Origin of the sequence: Sodalis ligni (assembly GCF_016865525.2) — a bacterium.
Taxonomy (GTDB): Bacteria; Pseudomonadota; Gammaproteobacteria; order Enterobacterales; family Enterobacteriaceae; genus Acerihabitans; species Acerihabitans ligni.
The window spans coordinates 4,310,293-4,332,455 of record NZ_CP075169.1 but is presented as its reverse complement, the minus strand read 5'-3'; the positions used below and the strand labels follow the sequence as shown (position 1 = coordinate 4,332,455).

The 22,163-nt window shown below is 58.0% G+C and carries 20 protein-coding genes; 9 read left to right on the top strand and 11 right to left on the bottom strand.

Annotation, left to right across the window (positions count from 1 at the left end; all coding sequences use genetic code 11):
* The first annotated feature begins 6 nt into the window (after positions 1-6).
* Positions 7-2,169, top strand: coding sequence for a tRNA(Met) cytidine acetyltransferase TmcA (locus GTU79_RS20255; RefSeq protein ID WP_253073382.1), 2,163 nt, complete (start codon positions 7-9; stop codon positions 2,167-2,169).
* Between the two features lie 28 nt (positions 2,170-2,197).
* On the opposite strand, the gene GTU79_RS20250 is transcribed toward GTU79_RS20255, so the two are convergent.
* From GTU79_RS20250 to acrD, 5 genes are all read right to left on the bottom strand, one after another.
* Positions 2,198-2,383 (bottom strand): YpfN family protein, encoded by a 186-nt coding sequence (locus GTU79_RS20250; RefSeq protein ID WP_132926988.1) that lies wholly within the window; start codon positions 2,381-2,383, stop codon positions 2,198-2,200.
* A 4-nt stretch (positions 2,384-2,387) separates the two neighbouring features.
* Positions 2,388-3,062 carry a M15 family metallopeptidase gene (locus GTU79_RS20245; protein WP_203523650.1) on the bottom strand — a complete coding sequence of 225 codons (675 nt, stop codon included), beginning with the start codon at positions 3,060-3,062 and terminating at the stop codon, positions 2,388-2,390.
* A complete protein-coding gene (gene dapE, locus GTU79_RS20240) occupies positions 3,059-4,186 on the bottom strand; it encodes a succinyl-diaminopimelate desuccinylase (protein ID WP_132926992.1) in 1,128 nt (375 codons plus the stop codon). Before dapE ends, GTU79_RS20245 begins: the two co-directional genes overlap by 4 nt.
* 1 nt (position 4,187) lies before the next feature.
* A complete protein-coding gene (locus GTU79_RS20235; RefSeq protein WP_203523649.1) occupies positions 4,188-4,565 on the bottom strand; it encodes an ArsC family reductase in 378 nt (125 codons plus the stop codon).
* 896 nt (positions 4,566-5,461) lie between these two features.
* On the bottom strand, positions 5,462-8,629 hold the full coding sequence (gene acrD / locus GTU79_RS20230) for a multidrug efflux RND transporter permease AcrD (RefSeq protein WP_203523648.1): 3,168 nt from the start codon (positions 8,627-8,629) through the stop codon (positions 5,462-5,464).
* A gap of 302 nt (positions 8,630-8,931) precedes the next feature.
* Between acrD and nudK the strand changes: the two genes are divergently transcribed.
* Together nudK and GTU79_RS20220 are read left to right on the top strand one after the other, a co-directional pair.
* Complete coding sequence (gene nudK, locus GTU79_RS20225; protein WP_203523647.1) at positions 8,932-9,510, top strand: GDP-mannose pyrophosphatase NudK; 579 nt, start codon at positions 8,932-8,934, stop codon at positions 9,508-9,510.
* Between the two features lie 250 nt (positions 9,511-9,760).
* On the top strand, positions 9,761-10,468 hold the full coding sequence (locus tag GTU79_RS20220; protein WP_243701535.1) for a phage antirepressor KilAC domain-containing protein: 708 nt from the start codon (positions 9,761-9,763) through the stop codon (positions 10,466-10,468).
* 4 nt (positions 10,469-10,472) lie between these two features.
* Here GTU79_RS20220 and tkt read toward each other — a convergent pair whose 3' ends face one another.
* From tkt to amiA, 5 genes are all read right to left on the bottom strand, one after another.
* Complete coding sequence (gene tkt, locus GTU79_RS20215) at positions 10,473-12,467, bottom strand: transketolase (RefSeq protein ID WP_203523646.1); 1,995 nt, start codon at positions 12,465-12,467, stop codon at positions 10,473-10,475.
* Positions 12,468-12,481: 14 nt separating this feature from the next.
* Positions 12,482-13,432: a transaldolase gene (tal, locus tag GTU79_RS20210; protein WP_132927002.1), complete on the bottom strand. Its 951-nt coding sequence runs from the start codon at positions 13,430-13,432 to the stop codon at positions 12,482-12,484.
* 146 nt (positions 13,433-13,578) lie between these two features.
* Positions 13,579-14,028, bottom strand: coding sequence for a YaiI/YqxD family protein (locus GTU79_RS20205; RefSeq protein ID WP_132927004.1), 450 nt, complete (start codon positions 14,026-14,028; stop codon positions 13,579-13,581).
* Entirely contained in the window at positions 14,028-14,951 is a 924-nt protein-coding gene (gene hemF, locus GTU79_RS20200; RefSeq protein ID WP_203523645.1) for an oxygen-dependent coproporphyrinogen oxidase, read from the bottom strand. The genes GTU79_RS20205 and hemF overlap by 1 nt, the downstream gene beginning before the upstream one ends.
* Before the next feature lie 94 nt (positions 14,952-15,045).
* Positions 15,046-15,921, bottom strand: a complete 876-nt coding sequence (gene amiA / locus GTU79_RS20195; protein WP_253073381.1) for an N-acetylmuramoyl-L-alanine amidase AmiA — start codon at positions 15,919-15,921, stop codon at positions 15,046-15,048.
* Positions 15,922-16,262: 341 nt separating this feature from the next.
* On the opposite strand from amiA, the gene GTU79_RS20190 reads away from it, so the two are divergent.
* Positions 16,263-16,688: a GNAT family acetyltransferase gene (locus GTU79_RS20190; protein ID WP_203523643.1), complete on the top strand. Its 426-nt coding sequence runs from the start codon at positions 16,263-16,265 to the stop codon at positions 16,686-16,688.
* Between the two features lie 38 nt (positions 16,689-16,726).
* Here GTU79_RS20190 and GTU79_RS20185 read toward each other — a convergent pair whose 3' ends face one another.
* Positions 16,727-17,119: a YgiW/YdeI family stress tolerance OB fold protein gene (locus GTU79_RS20185; protein WP_203523642.1), complete on the bottom strand. Its 393-nt coding sequence runs from the start codon at positions 17,117-17,119 to the stop codon at positions 16,727-16,729.
* Between the two features lie 202 nt (positions 17,120-17,321).
* Here GTU79_RS20185 and GTU79_RS20180 point away from each other — a divergent pair, with 202 nt between their 5' ends.
* The 5 genes from GTU79_RS20180 to cysA all read left to right on the top strand — a co-directional run bounded on the left by GTU79_RS20180 (position 17,322) and on the right by cysA (position 22,117).
* Positions 17,322-17,912: an RpoE-regulated lipoprotein gene (locus GTU79_RS20180; RefSeq protein ID WP_203523641.1), complete on the top strand. Its 591-nt coding sequence runs from the start codon at positions 17,322-17,324 to the stop codon at positions 17,910-17,912.
* A 389-nt stretch (positions 17,913-18,301) separates the two neighbouring features.
* The gene (locus GTU79_RS20175) at positions 18,302-19,327 is read left to right on the top strand and encodes a sulfate ABC transporter substrate-binding protein (RefSeq protein ID WP_203523640.1); all 1,026 of its coding nucleotides are present in this window, start codon (positions 18,302-18,304) and stop codon (positions 19,325-19,327) included.
* Positions 19,327-20,160: a sulfate/thiosulfate ABC transporter permease CysT gene (gene cysT, locus GTU79_RS20170; RefSeq protein WP_203523798.1), complete on the top strand. Its 834-nt coding sequence runs from the start codon at positions 19,327-19,329 to the stop codon at positions 20,158-20,160. Before GTU79_RS20175 ends, cysT begins: the two co-directional genes overlap by 1 nt.
* The gene (cysW, locus tag GTU79_RS20165) at positions 20,160-21,029 is read left to right on the top strand and encodes a sulfate/thiosulfate ABC transporter permease CysW (protein WP_132927018.1); all 870 of its coding nucleotides are present in this window, start codon (positions 20,160-20,162) and stop codon (positions 21,027-21,029) included. Before cysT ends, cysW begins: the two co-directional genes overlap by 1 nt.
* Positions 21,026-22,117, top strand: a complete 1,092-nt coding sequence (cysA, locus tag GTU79_RS20160) for a sulfate/thiosulfate ABC transporter ATP-binding protein CysA (protein WP_203523639.1) — start codon at positions 21,026-21,028, stop codon at positions 22,115-22,117. Before cysW ends, cysA begins: the two co-directional genes overlap by 4 nt.
* Positions 22,118-22,163: the final 46 nt, after the last annotated feature.

The following is a 22,163-nucleotide window of genomic DNA, read 5'->3' as shown; positions in this document are numbered from 1 at the left end:
CCTGCTATGGCGGACTGGTTGGCCGAGACCGCGGCATCCATGCGCCGTTCCGGCATCCGGCGGCTGCTGGTATTAAGCGGCGACCCGCTTTGGAGCGCTTCGCTGGTCCGCGAGCTGCGCCTGCTGTTGCCCGGCGATTGGCTTTGGGTTGGCCGGGCGGAAGACGGCGCCGGTATCACGGCTACCCCGGCCGCCATTAAATCCCTGCTGGGACGCGAGTTTCAGCATGGGGTCTTCGACGCCCGCACCGGTCTGGCGGCGGACGCCCTGGCGGCATTGGCCGGGATGCTCACCGCCGGCAGCTGGCTGGTTTTGCTCACCCCCCCCTGGGATGACTGGCCCTTTCTGCCCGACCGGGATTCCCTGCGCTGGAGCGAACAGCCCGAGCCTATCGCCACCCCCTCATTTATTCATCATTTCCAGCACAGCCTGCAGCACTGCCATGAAACGGCGCTGTTTAGGCAGCATCAAACCCCCTCGCTGCCGGTGTGGGCGGCGCGGCCCCGGTGGCAGCCGCCCAAGGGTGGACCGACGGTTGAACAACAAGCCCTGCTGGAACGGCTCCTGGCGGCGCAGAGCGGCATTTATGTGTTGACCGCCCCGCGCGGGCGCGGCAAATCCACCCTGGCCGGCATGCTGGCGGCCGGGACCAAGGCACGCTGTTGGGTGGCGGCCCCGGCCAGGCAGGCCGCCGATGTGCTGGCGCAATACGCGGCGAACCGGGCCAGGTTTTTCTCGCCCGACGCGCTGCTGGAGCACTGCCGCACCCATCCGGCCGCGGACTGGCTGCTGGTGGATGAGGCCGCCGCCATTCCTCTGCCGTTATTGCGGCAGCTGATAAGCTATTTTCCACGGGTCTTGCTGACCACCACGGTACAGGGCTACGAAGGCACCGGCCGCGGGTTTCTGCTGAAGTTCTGCGCCTCGCTGCCGCAGTGGCACAGTCTGACACTACAACAGCCGCTGCGCTGGGCCGCCGCCGATCCGTTGGAATCCTGGCTGGCGGAGGCGCTGCTGCTGGATCCCGTTTCATCCGGGGGCGGCGGCAACCCTCTCTTATCGTGTAACCCGCCGGACTCCGCCGGACCTGTGCCCATCCCGACTCCGCAGGAACCTGGTGGCGTCGAGCCGGCGCAAGACCCGTCACTACATCATCATGGCGACGAGCCGGCGCAAGACCGTTCATCCGGATATTATGGCGGCGCGCCGTCTTTTAGCGAGCCGGGGCAGAAGAGCTGGGAGCGGCATCCGCAGGCCCTGAGGGCGTTTTACGATTTGCTTACCGGCGCCCACTACCGCACCTCGCCGCTGGATCTGCGCCGCCTGATGGATGCTCCCGGCCAGCATTTTATTGTCGCACGTAGACAGGATGCAGTGATTGGCGGGCTATGGACGGTGGACGAGGGCGGTTTAACGCCCGAGATGGCCCATGAGGTTTGGGCGGGACGACGCCGCCCGCCGGGCAATCTGGTGGCGCAGTCCCTGGCGGCCCATGGCGGCATCCGGACCGCGGCGCAGCTGCTATCCCGCCGGGTAAGCCGGATCGCGGTGGCCGCCGCTCACCGTCGCCGGGGCGTGGGGCGGGAATTATTGCGCCAGGCGCGTATGCGGGCGGCGGAAGACGGCCTGGATTTCCTGTCGGTGAGTTTCGGCCTCACCGATGAGTTGCGGCAATTCTGGCAGGCGTCCGGATTTCGGTTAGTCCATATCGGATCCCGTCTTGAGGCCAGCAGCGGATGCTATAGCGCCATGGCGCTGCTGCCCCTCAGCGCCGCCGGGCAGCGAATGACGCAGCGGGCAGAGGTGAGATTCGCCCGGGCACAGAGGCTATCGACTGATGATGGCGGATGGGAACTGGATGATGGCGACTGGCGGGATCTGGCCGGTTTTGCCTTTGCCCACCGGCCGCCGGAAGCCTGCCGGGCCGCGTTGCTGCGTCTGCTGCGGCTCTCCCCGCTGCCGCTGCCGGCCCTGCGCGGCGAGTTGGAGCAGCGGCTCGGCGACGCCGAGATGGTGGCCCGCATCGGCGTTACCGGCAAAAAGGCGTTATTGATCCGCCGGCGGGAGGAAACCGCGGCGGCGCTGCTGTCGCTGGATGAAAAAACCTGCGGCATCTGGCGACGGGTAAGTGAACCCGGCGGCTACCTGGCAGACGTAAGCGATATCTAAAAGGTCCTGGTGGTTCCCCGGCCGGCGGCTATTTCTTTTTCGGCCAGTCATCGTCCTCATCCCATTTGGCGTTATTGTCCCGATGGGGCGGCAACTCCGGCTTGTCTTTAAGGTAGCGCTTGACATCCACCCGGCGCAGTTCCTTGATGCCGGAAATCAGCATGCCCGCCAGCAGAATCAAGATGATCCACCAATATTTCGCCAACCATTCCATGATATCACTCCTTATCGACATTGCCGATATAACGGCGAAAAATGGCCGGTAACTGCGGAATAATCCACGTTGACCCCGCCACTTCATACTCTTTCCATGACGCCGACACAATGTCCGGCGTTAACAAGCATTCGGCCTGGCAGGCCAGCGGACGATAACTCAGATGCCAGGGTTCTATGGCGACACCGCCGCGATCGCGGGCGTAAGGACGATAAAAACCATAGTCCGCCATATGTTCGGTTAACCACTCGGTCAACGGGGCGAAATAGCCCCCGGGCTGATACTCCGCCGGGGTCAATTGCAATGTGCGGCCGGCGGGCAGCAGATCGGGATCGTAAACGTCAACGTCGCTGCCCCAATGGTGGCGGCTGGTGCCGGGCAGGGCCGACCAGCGCAATATGGCTTCACAACGCTCCGGTACGCTCAGGCTTTGACTGTCCAGCGGACGGCTCTCTTTATCTAATAATGGTCGCCGACCGTGAAATTTTCCATTCCAGATAGCCAATTGCCGGTCAAAATCGCGAAAGCTGCTGGCGGGCCGCAGATTGAATCCCTGCAATCTGCCGGCCTGCCGCAGGCCGTTAAACGCGGCCGCGGCCTCCGATTGCAGACGATGCCCCTCGGAAAGGAGGATCACATGCCGGTCGGTTTGGCCGGTAAGCATATCCGGGGTCATCATAGGACCAATTGCTCCATAATGCGCTGATACATTCGGCTCAGCAATTGCAGGTCGGCGGCGCTGACGCACTCATTCACTTTATGGATGGTGGCGTTCACCGGCCCCAGCTCCACCACCTGGGCGCCCAGGCGGGCAATAAATCTGCCGTCCGACGTGCCGCCGGTGGTTTCCAGGGAAGGGGTGAATTCCTGGTAATGCTCCACCGCGTTGACCACCGCCTCCACCAGTTCGCCGCGGGCGGTAAGAAAAGGCTGGCCGGATAACCACCAGTCAAGGCTGTAGCGCAGGCCGTGGCGCTGCAGCAAGGCCTCCACCTGGGATCGGATTTGTCCGTCGGTCAGCTCGGTGCTGAAGCGGAAATTAAACTGCACCTTGAGCTCACCGGGGATCACGTTATTGCTGCCGCTGCCGGCCTGGATATTGGCAATCTGCATCGTGGTGGGGGGGAAAAACGCATTGCCCCGATCCCAAACGGTGGATACCAGTTCATTCAGCGCCGGTATGGCGCGATGCACCGGATTATCCGCCAATTGCGGATAGGCCACATGGCCCTGGATACCCTGGACCACCAGATTGGCGGTCAGGGAACCCCGCCGGCCGTTTTTCACGATATCCCCGACATGCCGGTGGCTTGAAGGTTCTCCCACCAGGCAATAATCCAGATGTTCTCCGCGCGCCATCAGTGCTTCCACCACCTTTACCGTGCCATTGACGGCGGTGCTTTCCTCATCGGAGGTGACAAGAAACGCCAGCCGTCCCCGATGATCCGGATGCTGGGCGACAAAGCGCTCGGCGGCCACGGTCATGGCGGCCAGCGAACCTTTCATATCGGCGGCGCCCCGGCCGTATAGCATACCGTCGCGCAGGGCAGGTTCGAAGGGAGGCGTAAACCAGTGCTCCCCGTTGCCGCCCGGAACCACGTCGGTATGGCCGGCAAAGGCCAGGGTCCGCCCCTCGCCGCGCCAGGCCCAAAAGTTCAGGGTATCGCCGAACGGCATCGGCTCAACGGTGAAACCGGCAGCCTGAAGACGGGATATCAGCAGCGCCTGGCAGCCCGCATCATCGGGACTCAGGGAAGGTCGCCTGATAAGCTGTTGGGTTAATTCCAGAACCGGACAGGCCATATTATACCCCCCGGCCGGTAAATTTCTGATACTCCGCCGGGTCAAAACCCACCAGCAGGGCGCCGTCCTGCCGCTGCAAAACCGGACGTTTGATAATGGCCGGCTGGCTTAACATCAATGCCAACGCCCCGGCGGCATCTTCGGCCTGCCTGCGCTGCTCCTCGCTGAGCTTGCGCCAGGTGGTGCCGCGGGTATTCAACAGCACTCGCCAGTCGGTCCGCCGGATAAAGCCCTGCAGCAGTTCGCCGGTTACGCCGTCGGCCCGGTAATCATGAAACCGGTAGGGAAGCTGCGCCTCGTCGAGCCAGCGTCGGGCCTTTTTCATCGTATCGCAGTTTTTAATTCCGTAGATCGTTAATGAGACATCTTGCTCATGCATGGGGAAAGGCTACCTTTATCAGAATGACCTTCATAATGCGTGAAAACGGAGTATGAATCCAGACAAGGGTGAACCTCTCGGCTTTCGACGGTCAATGGGGAGAAGTCTTTCTCAGGACAATAGCCTTTCGCTAAGAGTCATAACCAGGGTTTTAAACTGATTTAATTCCTACATCAGGCATAATCCCGCTAATGACCTTATTAAATACAATGATATTTCCCCGCCAGGCGGTGGTGTTATTAATCAGGTAATAAAAGGTAAGGGAATATAATTGTCGCTTTTCGCATAAATCGGCCGCCGCGGCAAACGGAGATGAAATAACTTTCATTAATGCTGTTTATTGTTAATAAAAACGCGTAAATTTGGCATTCGATTAGAAATATTAATATAACCGCCTTAGGGCAAATGCCTGACATTCATCGGGCCAATGTATACACTCCCTCTGTTTTTATCGGGAAACGCGGTCCGAAGCCCGGCATACGCGTGCTGACACTGACCGGCCAATGGGGTTTGCGGCAGCATAGTCTTAACCCGTAGTGATATGTTCTGTAACCTGGATGATGAAAATGCATCAGGATAGTGCATTAATTCTAATATGCAAATTCGTTTTGTGAAGCAGCTCGAGAAATATACTAAAATTATCCCGACGGCTCTTCTCTTTTCACGGCGCATTTGTATAATAAGCGCACAAGAACAGAGAGGCAGTGATGATTGATACAGAGTTAGGTAACTGGTAAGATTTTATTGAAGCAATGTTACGCAAGTAAACATATGCCGAAAACAAGGCCCCAATTTTATATTTATGTAATTTTGAACACCTTGAAAATAACATCTCTAGAATAAAGGCCGCCCCATCGGAGCGGCCTTTATCATTTCTACGTCCACGCTTTTTCAGCTTACGGCTCCGGATGCTCGCTGCTTTCCGTTAACAGCTGAATGTTTGACTCGGGATGCGGCTGCGTATGGGACGGGAAGCGCCGGCGAATCAAAACGAAAAACAGCGGGATAAACACGATGGCCAGGATGGTGGCGGAAAGCATGCCGCCGATAACCCCGGTCCCCACCGCGTGCTGACTGCCGGACCCCGCGCCGGTGCTGAGCGCCATCGGCATGACCCCGAAGACAAAAGCCATCGAGGTCATCAGGATGGGTCTTAGGCGCATGCGCGAAGCGTGCAGCGTTGCTTCCACCAGCCCCTGGCCTCTGATATGCAGCTCATTGGCGAACTCGACAATCAATATGGCGTTTTTCGCCGACAGGCCGATAACGGTGAGTAATCCTACCTGGAAATAAACATCGTTTTCCAGACCGCGCAGCCAGGTGGCCAGCAGCGCGCCGATTACCCCCAACGGCACCACCAGCATGACCGAGAAAGGAATGGACCAGCTTTCATACAGCGCCGCCAGGCTCAGAAATACCACCAGCAGGGAGATGGCGTACAGCGCCGGCGCCTGCGATCCGGAGAGGCGTTCCTGGTAGGACATTGCCGTCCACTCCAGTCCAAAGCCGGTGGGCAATTGCGCCACCAGTTTTTCCATCAGATCCATCGCCGTACCGTTACTGACGCCCGCGGCGGCCTCACCGACGATTTCCAGCGAGGAGAGGCCGTTATAGCGTTCCAGACGAGGTGAACCATATTCCCAATGTGAGGTGGCAAAGGCGGAAAAGGGCACCATGGTGCCGCTGCCATTGCGGACATACCAGTGGTTGATATCGCCGGGCAACATCCGGTATTCCGCCGCCGCCTGCACATAAACGCGTTTGATACGCCCACGATCGATAAAGTCATTAACGTAGGTCGACCCCCAGGCGGTTTGCAGCGTGTCGTTAATATCATCAATGGAAACGCCCAATGTCTGCGCTTTGCGCTGATCGATATCGATTTGCAGCTGGGGGCTGTCATCCAGACCGTTATGCCGCATACGGGTAAGCAGAGGCGAGGCGTTGGCCTTGGCCAGCAGCTCATCCCGAGCCGCCATCAGCTGAGCGTGCCCCAGGCCGGCATGATCTTCCAGTTCCATATCAAAGCCGGCGGCATTGCCCAGACCGGAGATGGCCGGCGGGTTGTTGGCCAGCACCTGGGCTTCCGGGATTTTGGCGAAGGCCTTGGTGGCCCGTTCGATGATGGCGGCGGCGGAGCGCGTCGAACTGCTGGCCCGCTCATCCCAGGGTTTTAGCCGGATAAACATCCGCGCGACGTTTTGTCCATTGCCCCCGGGCGCGGTGCCGATAGTGGAATATACCGACAGGACGTTGTCCTTTTCCTTGGTCAGGAAATACTGTTCTACCTTGCCCACCACTTTTAACGTCTGTTGCTGGGTGGCCTGGGTGGGAAGCTGCACCTGGGCCATTAATACCCCGAGGTCTTCCGTGGGCAGAAACGAGGTGGGCAGGTGCAGGAACAGCAGCACCATGCCGCCGAGCAACAGGGCATACAGCAGCAGCCAGCGGGCGCTGCGCTGGAGGATATTGGTAACGCCGCGCTGGTAACGGTTGGCCCCTTTGTCGAACCAGCGGTTAAACCAGCCGAAGAAGCCCTTCTTCTCGTGGTGATCCTCTTTTTTCACCGGTTTTAGCAACGTGGCGCACAGGGCGGGGGTTAAAATCAGGGCCACCAAAACCGAGAGCACCATCGCCGAGACGATGGTCACGGAGAATTGCCGGTAAATCGCCCCGGTGGTGCCGCCGAAAAACGCCATGGGCACAAACACCGCCGACAGCACCAAGGCGATACCCACCAGGGCGCCCTGGATTTGTCCCATGGATTTTCGGGTGGCGTCCCGCGGCGATAAATATTCCTCGCTCATTACCCGTTCCACGTTTTCCACCACCACGATGGCATCGTCCACCAGCAGGCCGATGGCCAATACCACGGCGAACATGGTCAGGGTATTGATGGTAAAACCGAAGGAGGCCAGTATGGCAAAGGTGCCCAGCAGCACCACCGGCACGGCGATGGTGGGAATTAGCGTGGCGCGGAAATTCTGCAGGAACAGGTACATGACCAGGAATACCAGCAGAATGGCTTCCAGCAAGGTTTTCACCACATCTTCAATGGAGGCGGTGACGAAGGGGGCGGTTTCATAAGCGATTTCGGCTTTCAGACCGCGTGGAAAGTAGGGAGCCAGCTCCGCCAGCCGCTTTTTGACATTGACGTTGGTTTCCAGCTCATTGGCGCCGGAGGCCAGTTTCACCCCCATGCCGGCGGCGGGCATGCCGTTATAGGTACTGAGGTAATCGTAGTTTTCCGAGCCCAGCTCGATATCCGCCACCTGGCCAAGGGTAACCACCGAACCGTCGCTGTTAACCCTAAGGGTAATGGCGCGAAACTGCTCCGGGGTCTGTAACTGCGACTGGGCGTTTATGGTGGCGTTCAGTGCCTGCTTGTCCACCGATGGCGTACCGCCGAGCTGACCCACCGCCACCTGGCTGTTTTGCGACTCGATGGCCGTCACGACGTCGTCGGTCGTGAGTTGAAAACTGTTTAGCTTGTCTGGATTTAGCCAGATACGCATGGAGAATTGCGAACCGTAGGCGTCGATTTCGCCGACGCCGTTGACCCGGCTAAGGGGTTCCTGCAGATGGCTCACCATATAGTCCGCAATATCGGCTTTGTTCATGGAGCCGTCGGTGGACACAAACGCTATCATCATCAGGTTGCTGTCGCCGGTTTTGGTGACGGTAATCCCCTGGGTCTGAACCGCCTGGGGCAAGCGGTGCTGCGCAACCTGCAGTTGGTTTTGCACTTCCTGCATGGCTTCGTTGGGATTGGTCCCCGCCTCAAACGTCAGCGTGGTGGTGGCCTGTCCGGAGTTACTGCTTTGGGACGCCATATAAAGCAAATTATCCAGGCCCGTCATATTTTGTTCGATAATTTGCGTGACGGTATTTTCCAGCGTCTTGGCGGAAGCACCGGGATATTTGGAGGTGATGCGGATGGTAGGCGGCGTCAATTTGGGATATTGCTCGATCGGCAGCGTAAAAATGGCCAATGTACCGGTTAAACAGACAATGATTGCCAAAACCCAGGCAAAAATCGGGCGATCAATAAAAAAGTTAGCCATTCAATCTAAACCTCAAGGCGACTGGTCTGTTATTGTGAGGCGACATGCATGCGAGGCGCCATCGCCGTAGTACTTTACGCGTTAGTACGTGAGAAAACGTGGAGAAAAAAGGAGATAGTGTAAAAAGTGATCAACGCACATTATCTTCCTTTGTCACTAATACCCGCCCGGTAAAGCCGTTATTTCTTATATTACTCAACCCGGTTGATGATTTTGCCGTGAATCGCTCCCGTCTATGCTGGACATTGAGTTATGATCCCGATCACACTTACATCGCATTCTGTCGGATTATAGAGGGCGCTATGCCGTTGAAAATTAAAATACTGGAAAATAAGTTGTTATCCGATCACTGGTTCGTACTGCGCAAATTGGTATTCAGCCTGCAAAAAAAAGACGGCACCGCCGTACAGCAGATGCGCGAAGTCTATGACCGGGGCAATGGCGCCACTATTTTGTTGTATAACAGCCTGAAAAATACGCTGGTGCTGATTCGCCAATTCCGTATGCCTACCTATATGAACGGCAATCCCACCGGGATGCTGCTGGAAACCTGCGCCGGTTTGCTGGATGACGATTCGCCGGAAGAGTGCATCCGGCGCGAGGCGATAGAAGAAACCGGTTACGCCGTGGGTAAAGTGGAGAAATTGTTCTCCGCCTATATGTCCCCCGGAGGCGTAACCGAAATTGTGCATTTCTTCGCCGCTGAATATGACGAGTCCAGCCGCGATAATGAGGGCGGCGGCATTGAGGATGAGGATATTGAGGTGGTGGAATTGACCTTTGGCGAAGCCCTGGCAATGGTGCGGGACGGACGCATCCGGGACGGAAAAACCATCATGCTGTTGCAGCATGCCCAATTAAAGGGGTGGTTAAAGGCATAAGTCAGCGTCCCGTTGGGATTATTGTCTGAATGATGATTGGGTAAATCGCTATCAATACCTTGTTCAAACATGATCAAACCTGTGCGTTATAGCCCGTAAAGCCCTCGGTGCCTGCGCTTGGCACCCATGGACAATGCACAGGGATTACCTGAACCTGTAACGCAGTGCTGGATATATACACAGTAGTGTTGTATATTTAACCAACTCCCTATGAGGAGCTGTAGCTTTCCGACACTAAGTGGTGAACGAGATGAAGATATCCGCAGCGGGTTTTGAAACCCTTCATCAAACGGTCTCGATGAGCAGCCGTGAACTGGCCGACTTGACCGGGACCCCTCATGGCGAAGTGACGCGCCTGATCAAAAGCCTGGAAACCAGCCGGCGATTCCCCCAGCCGTTATGTACATCGGACTATCAGCGGGAGGGGAAAATCCGTCAGGAATATCAGTTGAACAAGAGGGATTCGCTGATGGTCATCGCGCGTTTGTCCCCGTCCTTCACGCCGTTGGTCCTCGACCGCTGGCATGAACGGGAGTTGCAGCACGACCTGCCCGATTTTACCAATCCGGCGGTGGCCGCCCGTGCCTGGGCCGAGGAGTATGAGCGGCGCCAGGCCCTGGAAAGGCGTGTGGCCCTCATCGCGCCGAAAGCGGATTTTTTTGATCGCTATGTCGTGGTGGAAGAGGCTATGGGCTTTCGCCAGGTCTGCAAGCTGCTGAAGGTCAAAGAGGCGGATTTTCGGCGGTTCCTGCTGGAGCGCCAAATCATGTACCGCCTAGGCGGCGTGCTGACCCCTCATCGGCAGCACCTGGATGCCGGACGTTTTGAAGTCCATACCGGCACCAGTGAAAGCCGCCATCCCTTTTCCCAGACGCGCTTCACCGTAAAGGGGGTGAAGTGGATAGCCGGCCTGTGGGCCGAGTATCTGGCTGAAAGCTTGCGGGGCGCGGTGGCATAGCGCCTTAATGCAGCAGGGAGCGGGCTTTTTCCATGACATTCTCAATGGTAAAGCCAAACGCTTCAAACAGCGCCTCGGCCGGTGCCGATTCGCCGAACGTGGTCATACCGACGATGGCCCCCTTCAATCCCACATATTTATACCAGTAATCGGCGATACCGGCTTCAATGGCCAGCCGCGCCGATACCGTACCCGGCAGCACCGCTTCGCGATATGCCGCATCCTGCAGGTCGAATACATCGGTGGAGGGCAGCGATACCACCCGCACCTTCCGGCCTTCCTTACTCAGCTTTTCCCAGGCGGATACCGCCAGTTCAACTTCCGAACCGGTGGCGATGATAATCAGCTCAGGGGCGCCGTCGGCATCTTTGAGGATATAGCCGCCGCGGGCAATATCCGACAACTGCTGCGGCGTACGTTCCTGCTGGGCCAGATTCTGCCGGGAAAGAATCAGCGCGGTGGGGCCGTTATGGCGCTGAACGGCCTGCTGCCAGGACACCGCGGTTTCCACTTGATCGCAGGGCCGCCAGGTGCTCATATTCGGCGTCAGACGCAGACTGGCCAGTTGTTCCACCGGCTGATGGGTTGGGCCGTCCTCCCCCAGGCCGATAGAGTCATGGGTATAGACCATAATCTGCCGTGCTTTCATCAGGGCCGCCATACGCACCGCGTTGCGGGCGTACTCCACGAACATCAGGAAGGTGGCGGTATAGGGTACGAAGCCGCCATGATGGGCGATACCATTGGCGATGGCGGTCATGCCGAACTCGCGCACGCCGTAGTGGATATAGTTGCCCGCCGGATCCTCCGCCAGGGGAACCGACTTCGACCAAATAGTCAGATTGCTGGGGGCGAGATCGGCAGAACCGCCCAACAGCTCCGGCAGCAGCGGACCGTATGCTTCCAGGGCGTTTTGCGATGCCTTGCGGCTGGCTATCTTGGCCGGGTTGGCCTGTAGCTTTTCGATATAGGCTTGGCTTTGCCGCTGCCAGTCATCGGGCAGTCGACCCTCGGTGCGGCGCTTGAACTGCGCCGCCAGCTCCGGGTAGGCCTGTTCGTAGGCGGCGAATTTTTCGTTCCAGGCGGCCTCGCGGGCGGCGCCGGCGGCTTTGGCGTCCCAGGCGTCGTAAATCTCCTGCGGGATAACAAACGGCGGCGAGGTCCAGCCCAAATGCTGGCGGGTGGCGGCTACTTCGTCGTTACCCAGCGCCGCACCGTGGGCGCCATGGGTACCGGCCTTGTTCGGCGAGCCGAAGGCGATAACGGTTTTGCACATCAGCAGCGAGGGTTTGTCGGTAATGGCCTTGGCCTGTTCAATGGCGCTCTTTACCGCGTCGCTGTCATGGCCGTCCACGCCGCGCACCACGTGCCAGCCGTAGGCTTCAAACCGTTTGGCGGTATCGTCGGTGAACCAGCCCTCCACGTGGCCGTCAATGGAAATGCCGTTGTCGTCGTAGAACGCCACCAGCTTGCCCAGTTTCATGGTGCCGGCCAAAGAGGAAACCTCGTGGGAGATCCCCTCCATCATGCAGCCGTCACCGAGAAAGACATAGGTATAATGATCGACGATATCGTGGCCCGGACGGTTGAACTGCGCCGCCAGGGTACGTTCGCCGATGGCGATACCCACCGCGTTGGCGATGCCCTGCCCGAGGGGGCCGGTGGTGGTTTCAACGCCATCGGTGTAGCCGTATTCCGGGTGGCCCGGCGTTTTGGAGTGCAGCTGGCGGAAGTTTTGCAGTTCGGACATCGGCAGGTTATAGCCGGTAAGATGCAGCAGGCTGTAAAGCAGCATCGAGCCATGGCCGTTGGAGAGGATGAAACGATCCCGGTCCATCCATTTCGGATTGGCGGGATTGTGCTGCAGAAAGTCTCGCCAGAGGACTTCGGCGATATCGGCCATGCCCATCGGCGCGCCGGGGTGGCCGGAATTGGCTTTTTGCACCGCATCCATGCTTAATGCGCGGATGGCGTTGGCCAGTACTTTACGTGTAGTCATACAGGCTCCGCGAATTAGAGTTTTGCCGAGAGGAGATCTTCCAGGCTCTGCTGATCTACCGCAAATTGACGGATGCCTTCGGCCAGCTTGTCCACCGCCATCGGGTCCTGATTGTGTTCCCAGCGGAACTCGGGTTCGGACAGCGGCGCCGGCTGATGCAGCCCGGTGGTGGACGGCGTGAGCTTGCGTTCTACCGGCAGGTCGCTTTTGTGCAACTCTTCCAGCAGCGCCGGGGAAATGGTTAAACGGTCACAGCCGGCCAGCGCCAGGATTTGTTCGGTTTTACGGAAGCTGGCGCCCATGATCACCGTTTGGTAGCGATGCTGTTTATAATATTCATAGATGGCACGCACCGATTTTACGCCCGGATCCTGTTCAACATCGTAGGGGTCCAGGGGCTTGCGCTGATTATACCAATCATAGATGCGGCCGACGAAGGGGGAGATAAGATAAACCCCGGCTTCAGCGCAGGCGCGGGCCTGGGCGAAGGAGAACAGCAGGGTGAGGTTGCAGTTGATGCCTTCGCGCTCCAGCTCTTCCGCCGCTTTGATGCCTTCCCAGGTGGACGCCAGCTTAATCAGGATGCGGGATTTATCGATCCCCTGTTCATGGTATAGGCCTACCAGCTTGCGGGCTTTGGCGACGCACATGCCGCGATCGAACGATAACCGGGCATCCACTTCGGTGGAGACTCGCCCCGGCACGCTTTTCAGGATCTCCACGCCGATATTCACCGCTAACTTGTCGCTGGCATTGATAATTTGGGTTTCCCGCGTGCCGCCCTGCTTGCGGGCGTAGGCCAGCGCGTCTTCAAACAGCGGCTGATAGGCGGTGAGGCTGGCGGCTTTGAGGATCAATGACGGATTGGTGGTGGCGTCCTGCGGGGTGTAATGGCGGATCGAATCGATATCGCCGCTGTCGGCCACAACGGTGGTGAATTGTTTTAGCGCTTCTAGCTGGTTCATTCTCAACTCCATGAAGGAAGATATGGTACATCTTGTTGAAGGAAGAGTTAACTAAAGGATAACACTGCCTCAACAAGACGGAGAATGAAATGCGCTTTTTCTGATTATTTTGATGGTTGAAACCGATGGCGGGTCGCTTATAACGATCATCCTCTTGACTGCTGCAGGTAGCGATCCAATTCCCGGGCGAATTCCTGGCGTTCCCGCTGGCTGAGGGGCGGGGGCCCGCCGGTCTGGATGCCGCTGGCGCGCAGGGTGTCCATAAAGTCGCGCATGGTGAGGCGTTCACGGATGGTTTCAGGCCGGTAGCGTTCTCCCCTGGGAGTGAGCGCCACCGCGCCTTTCCCCATCACCTCCGCCGCCAGCGGGATATCGCTGGTGATCACCAGATCGCCCACGCCGACGCGTCGGACGATTTCATTGTCCGCTACGTCAAACCCGGCGCCTACGCGCAGGGTGCGGATAAAGGGTGACGGCGGTACCGCCAGCGTCTGGTTGGCCACCAGCGTGGTCTGGATGGATTCGCGCTGTGCGGCGCGAAACAAGATTTCTTTGATGACTTTGGGGCAAGCATCGGCGTCAACCCAAATAGCCATTAGTTCCCCCTCTGTGACAGCCAATCGCGCGCCGGTAAAAAATCCCGGTACAGTGCGGCTTCCGGACTCTCTGGCTCCGGATGGTAATCGTACTGCCAGCGCGCCAGCGGCGGCATGGACATCAAGATAGACTCGGTACGTCCGCCGGATTGTAGTCCAAAGAGAGTACCGCGATCCCATACCAGATTGAATTCAACGTAACGTCCGCGCCGGTAGAGTTGGAACTGCCGTTCCCGCTCGCCCCAGGGCAAATGCCGGCGCCGTTGAACGATGGGCAGGTAAGCGTCGAGATAACCTTCTCCGACGGCGCGGGCAAAGGCATATGTCCGGGAAAAATCCGGTTGGTTCAGATCGTCAAAGAAGAGTCCGCCGATACCGCGCGCTTCATTGCGGTGCTTGAGGAAAAAATAGCTGTCGCACCAGGCTTTATAGCGGGGATACACTTCTTCGCCGAAGGGGGCGCAGAGATCGCGGGCGGTGCGGTGCCAGTGTTCCGCGTCTTCGCGAAAGCCGTAAAACGGCGTCAGGTCAAAACCGCCGCCGAACCACCAGACGGGGGGCGCATCGGGTTTTTCGGCCATAAAAAAACGAACATTGGCATGGCTGGCGGGGACATAGGGATTAAGGGGATGGACCACCAGCGAAACCCCCAGCGCCTGGAAAGCCCGTCCGGCCAGTTCGGGACGGTGGGCGGTGGCGGAGGCGGGCAGCGTTTCTCCGGACACGTAGGAAAAGCTGACGCCGGCCTGTTCGAACACGCTGCCCCCGGTCAAAACGCGGCTGCGTCCGCCGCCGCCTTCTTCCCGCCGCCAGATGTCCTCTTTGAACGCCGCGCCGCCGTCCTCGCCGCTCAGGGCGGCGCAAATCCGGTCTTGTAAAGCAAGCAGATAATCTTTGATATGCTCAATATCGGGTTGATTCATTCAACTCACTCATGGTTGATGGCGCGCCGTTATACGTTATAAACGGTATCCAGTATAACCTTCTGCTGGGGCCATGCCTAATGGGTAACGCCGGTCAACCTCCGCTATTACTGGTGAAATGGCGTTCATGAGCGTCGTAATAGTCAAAAAAATCCATTATTCCTTTGCTGATGGCTAGGGCGATACGATCCTGAAAATCAGTGGTTTCCAGCAACTGCTCTTCCCGATGGTTGGTAATAAAAGACGTTTCCACCAGCACCGAGGGCATCGATGCGGATTTGAGCACGGCGAAAGCCGCCTGCTCGGTATGCTGGCTGTGCAGCTGGTGGACCGGGCGGATATGGTTGAGCAGATGGCGGCCCAGCGTCAGGCTGTTTTTGATGGTGTCGGTTTGCACCAGATCGAACAGGACCTGCTGTAGGTAATTATCTTGTTGTTTGTATTTTGCTCCCGCCACGTCGTCGGCGGCATTTTCCCGATTGGAAAGGTAGGCGGCCATGGCGCTGCTGGCGCCGCGGTTGGACAGGGCAAAAACCGATGCGCCGGCTGCGGAAGCGTCGGTAAAGCCATCGGCATGGATGGAGACAAAAAGATCCGCCCGGTGTTCCTGCGCCAGTTCGACCCGTCGAAATAAGGGAATGAACTCGTCTTGTTCACGGGTCAGTCTGGTTTGAATATGAGGCTGCATCGCCAGGTTGGCCCGAACCTTATTGGCAATGCGTAATACCACGTGTTTTTCCTCGATACCCAGATGGCCGATTGCGCCGGGGTCGATGCCGCCGTGGCCGGGATCTATCATGACGCAGCGGGGCCTGCCGGCGTCTTTCCGCTGAGGCTGGCCGGTGCGCAGCAGGCCGTCCGCCGCCATGACCGAACGGTTAGCCATGGCGAACATGGCCAGGCCGGACAGCAATAGCCGACGGCGGCTCTGTAGAACAGTAAGCAGGGATTCGCGATGATTTTTGTTCATTACCATAATAATGAGGGATAGTTCACTGAAAACAGGCCGGAAATGTTAGGGTATAACATAGTCCCGCGAAAGGAGCGACAAAGGAACTATGTCCATCTATTGCCCGGTCGCTTTAATTGCCCCGGCGGTAAAAGGTCTTGCGCGGGATAATGTTATTTGCCTTTATGGGAAATAACGTGATATTCAATTTATACCCGTCATACTTCAAGTTGCAGGCGCGTTGGCAATACTCGGCCCCTCCATGGGCTTCGCCCCTTCGGGGCCGCTGCGTCGCCGCCTTCCTGCTACTCGAATTATTAAGGGTATAGTAAGTTTATTATCTGAGATAACGGCGGTCAGCTATGGAAATCCGTGTATTTCGCCAAGACGATTTTGAAGAAGTGATTACGCTGTGGGAACGCTGTGATTTATTGCGCCCCTGGAACGATCCGGAAATGGATATTGAACGGAAATTGAATTACGATCCCGATTTGTTTATGGTCGCCGAAGTGGCGGGAGAAGTGGTGGGGTCCGTCATGGGCGGTTACGACGGCCATCGCGGTTCAGCTTATTATCTCGGCGTACATCCGGATTTTCGCGGGCGCGGTATTGCCAATGCGCTCATCAGCCGTTTGGAGAAAAAACTTATCGCCCGCGGTTGCCCGAAAATCCAGCTGATGGTGCGGGAGGATAACGAAGCGGTGATTGGTATGTATGAAAAGCTGGACTACGAATTGGTGGACAGCGTGACGCTGGGTAAGCGGTTGATTGTGGATCAGGAATATTAATCGGGGGCCGCAGTGCTGCGGGCCCCGGCGGGATAACATTATTGTTTCAGAATTCGCCCGACGTTGATATGGGTTCCGTGGCGATCTTTCAACAGGCGTCCGCTGATGCTGATCAGATCTTTGGGCTTGATTTCCTGGCCGTTCCATTTATCCCCTCTAATTTCCAGGAGAACGGTACCGGTGGCGTCGCGGAAAAAATATTTATCATTGCCGATCTTTTTTTCGATATGACCATCCAGCGTAACCCAGGCATTTGTCTTCATTCGTTTGGCCGAAGCGATGCTGGTGTGCCTGGCGTCCACGGTTCCCCGATAGCCGCTTTCCTGCTTATTCGGCGGCGGAGGCGGTTCATCGCCGTGAAAGCCGCCGGATTGCGCCAATGCCGGCAGTCCAAAAAACGCAATCAGCGCGGCCATAGCCCATTTTTTCATCCCGTATCCTCTCTTTGTCTCAGCCAGGTTAAGCATGGCACAGCGGGCAGGGTTTGCGAGTTTTCAGGAAAAACTTTGGGTAAATCAGACATTAACGCACCGCCGGCGCCGCATGTGAAATTATGGCACTTTTTGGCCCCGGCGGTATCCAATGGCGGTGCGTGGAAATCCATGCCGTCTTTGCCGTTTTTAAGGAGAAAATATGAAGCAGTTACGCCCGTTAGTCATCGGGCTACCCATCCTGTTGGCCGGTTGTTCTACCCTATCCGACTTCTCATGGTCGAGCCTGTCGCCGTTTAACTGGTTCGGCAGCGCGGTCACCGTTAAGGACAGCGGGGTGGGGGGCATCAACGCCGGCACTGCGCTGGACCAGCAGGCGCTGAATAAAGCGTTGAACAACGATTACCGTTTGCGCAACGGTATGGAAACCCATAACGGCGGTATCCGGTCGTTTTACCAGGCGGTAAAGGACAACGAGGTGAAACTGACGGTATACGGTTCTTCCGCCGGCCGGGTTGAACGGGTGGTGGTAGCGGATAAGACCGTGCCCACCGAATGGGGCGTCAAGATCGGCGACCGTTTCAGTTCGCTCTACAGTAAAGCCTTCGGCGCCTGCCGCAAGGGCACGGATGAGGATCAGGACGGCGTGGTCTGCGCCGCGCCGCAAAGTGCGCACGTGAGCTACGTCTTTACCGGCAGCTGGCACGGACCCGATTCGCTGATGCCCGCCGACGACACCCTGAAAGACTGGCAGATAAGCAAAATCGTCTGGCAGGCTAACGCCGCACAATAATAAATGGCGCCACCGGAACGGTGGCGCCAGATTGCTGACAAACATACTCGGAGTCAATAAGGCGGCGCAGGCTACCAGGGAGGGTAGCCGTAATCGCGCGGATCGAGCCTACAAGGAAGTATTTACGGCGTGTTTACGATCCGGCAGCTTGCCCCGACCGAGCACTTTGTCAACAAGCTCGCCTTCATTGATTATGGGCCGTTAAACGCCGCCGCTTTACCCCGATAACGGACACGCCGTTTGTCATATTTTTGCACCATCCGGGGGCTTATAGCTTTTCATGCTGCCAAAGCACAAAAGGATATATAAAACCGTTACAGGTTATACCCCAGTTATAAATAAACTAACCCTCAAAGACCCTATCCGCATCACTCCGACTAAGGCATAGAATGAATCGAACGCTGTTTACAGGCCGTGCAATAAAGGGCGGTATCGCGGCATTATTGCTGGCTTGTGTTCCGGCGCAGTCCACCGAGCTGCTTAACAGCTCCTATGACGTGGCGCGGGAGCTGTTCGTGGCGCTGAACCCGCCGTTCGAGCAGCAATGGCAAAAGGAACATCCGGGGGATACGCTGACCATCAAGCAATCCCATGCCGGATCGTCCAAACAGGCGCTGGCTATCCTGCAGGGATTAAGGGCCGATGTGGTCACCTATAACCAGGTTACCGACGTGCAGATTTTGCACGATCGCGGCAACCTGATCCCCGCCGACTGGCAAAGCCGTTTGCCCCACAACAGCTCTCCTTTCTATTCCACCATGGGTTTTCTGGTGCGCAAGGGTAATCCGAAAAACATTCATGACTGGAGCGATCTGGCGCGCGGGGATGTGAAGCTGGTGTTCCCGAATCCGAAGACCTCCGGCAATGGCCGGTACGCTTATCTCGGGGCCTGGGGCGCCGCCAATCTGGCGGACGGCGGCGATGCGGCGAAAACCCGCGCCTGGATGCAGAAATTTCTCGCCAATGTCGAAGTATTCGATACCGGCGGCCGCGGCGCCACCACCACCTTTGCCGAGCGCAACCAGGGCGATGTGCTGATTTCCTTTGAGTCGGAAGTGAACAATATCCGCCATCAGTACAGTGACGACAAGTACGAGGTCATTATCCCCAAGACCAATATCCTGGCGGAGTTCCCGGTGGCGTGGGTGGATAAGAATGTTGAGAAAAACGGCACCGAACAGGCCGCCAAGGAGTATCTGAACTATCTCTACAGCCCGGCGGCGCAGCGGATCATCTCCAGTTTCTATTATCGGGTCAACGACCCGGCCATCATGGCGGCCGCCAAGGACAAATTCCCCGATGTGCAGCTTTTCCGGGTGGAAGATCAGTTCGGCGGCTGGCCGCAGGTGATGAAGACCCACTTTGGCGACGGCGGCGAGCTGGATAGCCTGATCGCGGCAGGGCACCGGCAATGATATTGTCCATGCCCGGCAAACGCGTGCTGCCCGGCTTCGGTCTGAGCCTGGGCAGCAGTCTGCTGTTTGTCTGCCTGATTATATTACTGCCGCTGAGCGCGCTGGTGATGCAGCTGGCGCAAATGACCTGGCAGCAATACTGGCAGGTGATAACCGGTCCGCAGCTGGTTGCCGCCTATAAGGTGACGCTGCTTTCCGCCGGCGTCGCCGCGCTGTTTAACGCGCTGTTCGGCATGTTGATGGCCTGGATCCTCACCCGCTACGAGTTTCCGGGGCGACGGCTGCTGGACGGATTGATTGATTTGCCCTTTGCCCTGCCCACTGCGGTGGCCGGCCTGACCCTGGCGACGCTGTTTTCCACCACCGGCTGGTATGGCGCCTGGCTGGCGCAGTTCGGCATTAAAGTATCCTACACCTGGCTCGGTATCGCCGTGGCCATGGCGTTCACCAGTATCCCGTTTGTGGTGCGTACCATACAGCCGGTACTGGAAGAACTGGGACCGGAATACGAAGAGGCGGCGGAAACCCTCGGGGCCGGCCGCTGGCAGTCCTTTCGCCGGGTGGTGTTGCCTGAAGTGGCGCCGGCGCTGCTGGCCGGGACCGCCCTTTCATTTACCCGCAGCCTGGGGGAATTCGGCGCGGTGATCTTTATCGCCGGCAATATTGCCTGGAAGACGGAAGTCACCTCGCTGATGATTTTCATCCGTCTGCAGGAATTCGATTATCCCGCCGCCAGCGCCGTGGCGTCGGTGATATTGGCCGCGTCGCTGATCCTGCTGTTCGGCATCAACGTATTACAGTCACGCTTTGGCCGACGCCTGGGAGGACACTGATGGCCGATATGCCCGTCTTCAACGGCGCCGTGCGCGCCCGCACCAATTGGGCCAAGTGGGCCTTGATAGGCACCGGCGTGGTGATTTCGCTGCTGATACTGGTGATTCCGCTGGGCTTTATCTTTATCTCCGCCCTGGGGGACGGGCTGGTGGCGGTGTGGAAGAATCTGCGTGACGCGGACATGCTGCACGCTATTTGGCTAACGGTATTGATAGCCTTGATTTGCGTACCGGTGAATATCCTGTTCGGTACGCTGCTGGCCTGGCTGGTGACCCGTTTTAACTTTCGCGGCCGGCAATTGCTGCTGACCCTGCTGGATATTCCCTTTGCGGTATCGCCGGTGGTGGCCGGCTTGCTGTGCCTGCTGTTTTACGGTGTCAACGGCCCTCTTGGCGGCTGGCTGGAGAATCATAATATCCAGCTGATGTTTTCATGGCCGGGCATGGTATTGGTCACCATCTTTGTGACCTGCCCCTTTATGGTACGTGAACTGGTGCCGGTGATGCTTAGCCAGGGCAGCGAGGAGGATGAAGCGGCGATCCTGCTGGGGGCGTCCGGCTGGCAAATGTTCCGCCGCGTCACGCTGCCCAATATCCGCTGGGCGCTGTTGTACGGCGTGGTTTTGACCAATGCCCGCACCATTGGCGAATTCGGGGCGGTGGCGGTGGTATCGGGTTCCATTCGCGGCGAAACCTATACTTTGCCGCTGCAGATTGAATTGCTGCATCAGGATTACAACACCGTCGGGGCGTTTACCGCCGCCGCGCTGCTGACGCTGATGGCAATGGTGACGTTATTCCTCAAGAGCGGCATGCAGTGGCGCCTGGCGCGCCAGCAGGCCCATCTTCAACAGGAGGATCCTCAATGAGTATCGAGATTGATCACATCAGCAAATATTTCGACAGCACCAAAGTGCTGAACGACATCTCCCTTGATATCTCGACCGGCGAAATGGTGGCGCTGCTGGGGCCGTCGGGTTCCGGCAAAACCACTTTATTGCGCATCATTGCCGGGCTTGAGCATCATAACAGCGGTTACCTGCGCTTCGGCGGCCGGGACGTCAGCCATATTCACGCCCGGGATCGCAAGGTGGGATTTGTTTTCCAGCACTATGCGCTGTTCCGCCATATGACCGTCGCCGACAATATCGCCTTCGGCCTGACCGTCCTGCCGCGTCGCGAACGTCCTAATGGCGCCGCCATCAGGCAAAAGGTGGCCCGGCTGCTGGAGATGGTGCAACTGGGCCATTTGGCCAATCGCTACCCCTCGCAGCTCTCCGGCGGGCAAAAACAACGGGTCGCCCTGGCGCGCGCGCTGGCGGTGGAGCCGGAGATGCTGTTGCTGGACGAACCTTTCGGCGCGCTGGATGCCCAGGTGCGCAAAGAGCTGCGCCGCTGGCTGCGCCAATTGCACGACGATCTGAAATTCACCAGCGTTTTTGTAACCCACGATCAGGAAGAAGCCATGGAAGTGGCGGATCGGGTGGTGGTGATGAGCCAGGGCAATATCGAGCAGGTGGGTACGCCGGCGGAAGTGTGGCGCGAACCGGCCAGCCGGTTTGTGCTGGAGTTCATGGGAGAGGTGAACCGCCTTGACGGGGAGATCCGCGGGTCGCAAATCCATGTGGGCGGCTACCACTGGCCGTTGTCCTATACGCCGGCATACCAGGGCAAAATAGACCTGTTCCTGCGCCCCTGGGAGATGGAAATCAGCTCGCAGCCCGGTGAACACTGCCAACTGCCGGTAGTGGTGAGCGATATCAGTCCCCGCGGCCATTACTGGCAGCTCATTGTCCAGCCGGCGGGCTGGCATCATGAGCCCCTGAGCGTGGTATTGCCGCTGGCCGGCACCATGCCGCCGCACAGAGGCGAACGTTATTATCTGAGCGGCCGGAACGCCCGTCTGTACGTCGGCGATAAGGCCCTGCAATCCATGGCGCTGGCCGAAAGCGCCTGACCGGGGCCGCGCCATCGGGACCGGTTTTATTTTATATATAATCTGA